The sequence below is a fragment of the Paenibacillus kobensis NBRC 15729 genome, from assembly GCF_004000825.1.
Classification (GTDB): domain Bacteria; phylum Bacillota; class Bacilli; order Paenibacillales; family Paenibacillaceae; genus Paenibacillus_T; species Paenibacillus_T kobensis.
Genome location: NZ_BILZ01000129.1, coordinates 1 through 1,790, shown reverse-complemented (window position 1 = coordinate 1,790; position 1,790 = coordinate 1). Strand labels below are relative to the sequence as shown.

At 35.6% G+C, this 1,790-nt stretch carries 2 protein-coding genes and 1 pseudogene; all 3 read right to left on the bottom strand.

The features are described 5' to 3' along the window. Nucleotides 1-146: 146 nt before the first annotated feature. Nucleotides 147-536 (bottom strand): hypothetical protein, encoded by a 390-nt coding sequence (locus PKO01S_RS28400; protein ID WP_127534779.1) that lies wholly within the window; start codon nt 534-536, stop codon nt 147-149. Between the two features lie 25 nt (nt 537-561). Beyond that, nucleotides 562-1,008, bottom strand: coding sequence for a hypothetical protein (locus PKO01S_RS28395; protein ID WP_127534778.1), 447 nt, complete (start codon nt 1,006-1,008; stop codon nt 562-564). Between the two features lie 2 nt (nt 1,009-1,010). Then, nucleotides 1,011-1,790 (bottom strand): annotated as a pseudogene (locus PKO01S_RS28390) (hypothetical protein); the annotation flags it as partial.

Genomic DNA, 1,790 nt, shown 5'->3' with positions numbered 1-1,790 from the left:
TCTGACCATAATCAACCTGTTTGATGTATAGGAATAGCGATATATAGGTTATAAAAATTAAAGCATTGATGTGCGTACAAACGAAATGAAGAAATCTTTATACGGGTATTACATTGGTTAAGTCTACTTGAAGTCAGCCGCCCGACTTATTCGGCACTGGGTGGGGATAAATCGTATTCTAAATATTCCTCATCCCATTTGAGAACATGATCTTCTACCGCCACATACCATTCAGCATTCAAAATAGTACACCGTATTTGTGACAGTAAAGCAGTCCAATGCTGAACACCTTCCCAGATTGCATCATCCATGTTATCAGGTAACTGTGTAGAACCTTCAAAAATAATATCTGGATTGGACGAATCTTTCAGATCATATACATCAAATTCAGTCCAATTGTATCCTTCTCCTGTATTGTTGAATTTTTCAATTTCTTGTTGTACCGAATACTCAGAAATCAATTTCTTTATAAGGTCTCTTTCGACATCTGTTAATGATTCCTTTCGTTTTGCTGAGTAATATATTGAAATCGCCATGAACAAACCTCTCAATCGTTTTTCATTATTGCATATACTCTCGTTTAAAATCTTCATAAATTAAAAATGCATCAGCTAATAATTCTTTCAATTCTTCGTAATTACGGAATACCGGCTTCCTCACTTTATCATTTTCCAGACCATCTAGTTGTTCTTTTAATATTCCCCACGTCCCACCAATCCTAAGTTCGATATTTTCCCATACAGACCATATAAATTCAGCTACACCATATTTTAAAGAGATAACATATTGAAACTTATAATTATTCTGAGTTTCTGTAATCTTAAAGAACTTTTCCTTCTTATTAAACGAGGACTCGTACCCTAATTCACTAATAATTTTTACTACTTGGTTACTTTCATAGTCTTCGAAACTTTCACTAACATTAAATTGATACTTTGTGGCTAGATTCTTATATCTTTCAATAAATTTTATTTTCTCAAAAGTGTATTTAGTATGTTTATCTATCATATTTACTCCTCCCTAAATCTGATTTCGATCCCATATTTATTCTTTGCCAAATCAATGTAAACTTTTATCTCTGAAAAGTTCTTATTAGACGCAGGAATCTCTAGTATTTGGTTTCCCTTAAGTGGTTGACCGTCAATTGGAGGTTTAAAATCAGCGTATTTATCTGTTCTAATTATTGTTCCCGGCTCATACTTCATCTTCATTTCCTTTAAATAACTCTCAAATGTAGATAACTCAATATCTGCTAAATCAGTCGCTTTTCTTGATACTATCTCGCCTTTTATAGGATCGTATGAATCCAAACGTTTTCCATTACTCAAATGTACTTCATTACATGGATACCATTCTTCCACAACTGACTTTTTATTGAATGCATTGCCTCTAGCCATTGGTGAATCATTCAACCAGTAATCTCTGGCCTTTTTCCACTCCAACCGATCTCGTGGTGGTTTACCCTCTTTAGCTTTACGGGCAAGATACTTTTGATAATCCGATTCTAACTTAGAATCTATAAATTTACCATTAGGGGAAAGTAGATCTTTACCCGTCCCCTTAATTCCCTGAGACAAAGCACTACTCTTCATAACCCCTAGATCTTCCAGCACCTCACGCAATGCCTTCGTATCAACATTCCATACGGTTGGGCCCATTGGCGTTGCCAGCTGTCTCATGCGATACGGTACTTGCAGTTTGAGCAGCTTATCCAAGGCATTCTTAACGCTCGTACTAACCTTGCTCAAGCCTCGGGAAGCTGCATCCTTTAGATTATACATATAATGCAT

Excerpts from the sequence above, each read along its gene's own strand:
- PKO01S_RS28400 (WP_127534779.1), bottom strand. The coding sequence starts at position 536 with ATGGCGATTTCAATATATTACTCAGCAAAACGAAAGGAATCATTAACA.
- PKO01S_RS28395 (WP_127534778.1), bottom strand. The coding sequence starts at position 1,008 with ATGATAGATAAACATACTAAATACACTTTTGAGAAAATAAAATTTATT.